At 48.1% G+C, this 889-nt stretch carries 1 rRNA gene; it reads left to right on the top strand.

What is annotated here, in order from left to right:
• A 23S ribosomal RNA gene (locus RGC78_RS16125) occupies positions 1 to 889 on the top strand; the annotation flags it as partial.

Here is an 889-nt window from a genome sequence, read left to right as displayed (position 1 = left end):
TTAACCGAACACAACTGGAAAGTTGGACCGTAGGGGGTAATAGTCCTGTAGGTGAAAATTATAATTATCAAGTTCTGATCCAGAGTACCACGAGACACGTGAAACCTTGTGGGAAGCAGGGAGGACCACCTCCCAAGGCTAAATACTACCTGATGACCGATAGTGAAGCAGTACCGTGAGGGAAAGGTGAAAAGAACCCCGGGAGGGGAGTGAAATAGAACCTGAAACCATGTGCCTACAACCGATCAAAGCACCTTATGTGTGTGATGATGTGCTTTTTGTAGAACGAGCCAACGAGTTACGGTATGTAGCAAGGTTAAGTACTTAAGGTACGGAGCCGAAGGGAAACCGAGTCTTAATAGGGCGACTAGTTGCATGCTGTAGACCCGAAACCGGGTGACCTATCCATGGCCAGGTTGAAGCGAGGGTAAAACCTCGTGGAGGACCGAACCACGTTGCTGTTGAAAAAGCATGGGATGAGCTGTGGATAGCGGAGAAATTCCAATCGAACTCGGATATAGCTGGTTCTCCTCGAAATAGCTTTAGGGCTAGCGTCGGAAAATGTGAGTACTGGGGGTAGAGCACTGAATGGGCTAGGGGGCATAGCGCTTACCGAACCTTATCAAACTCCGAATACCAGATACTATCAGTCCGGCAGTCAGACTGCGAAAGATAAGTTCCGTAGTCAAAAGGGAAACAGCCCAGATCGTCAGCTAAGGTCCCAAAGTGTAAGTTAAGTGGAAAAGGATGTGGGATTTCTAAGACAACTAGGATGTTGGCTTAGAAGCAGCCACTCATTAAAAGAGTGCGTAATAGCTCACTAGTCAAGAGATCCTGCGCCGAAAATGTCCGGGGCTCAAACTTACCACCGAAGCTACGGGTTCACACT

The organism is Clostridium aquiflavi, from assembly GCF_031344075.1.
Taxonomy (GTDB): domain Bacteria; phylum Bacillota; class Clostridia; order Clostridiales; family Clostridiaceae; genus Clostridium; species Clostridium aquiflavi.
This window is presented reverse-complemented; position numbering and strand designations above follow the sequence as displayed.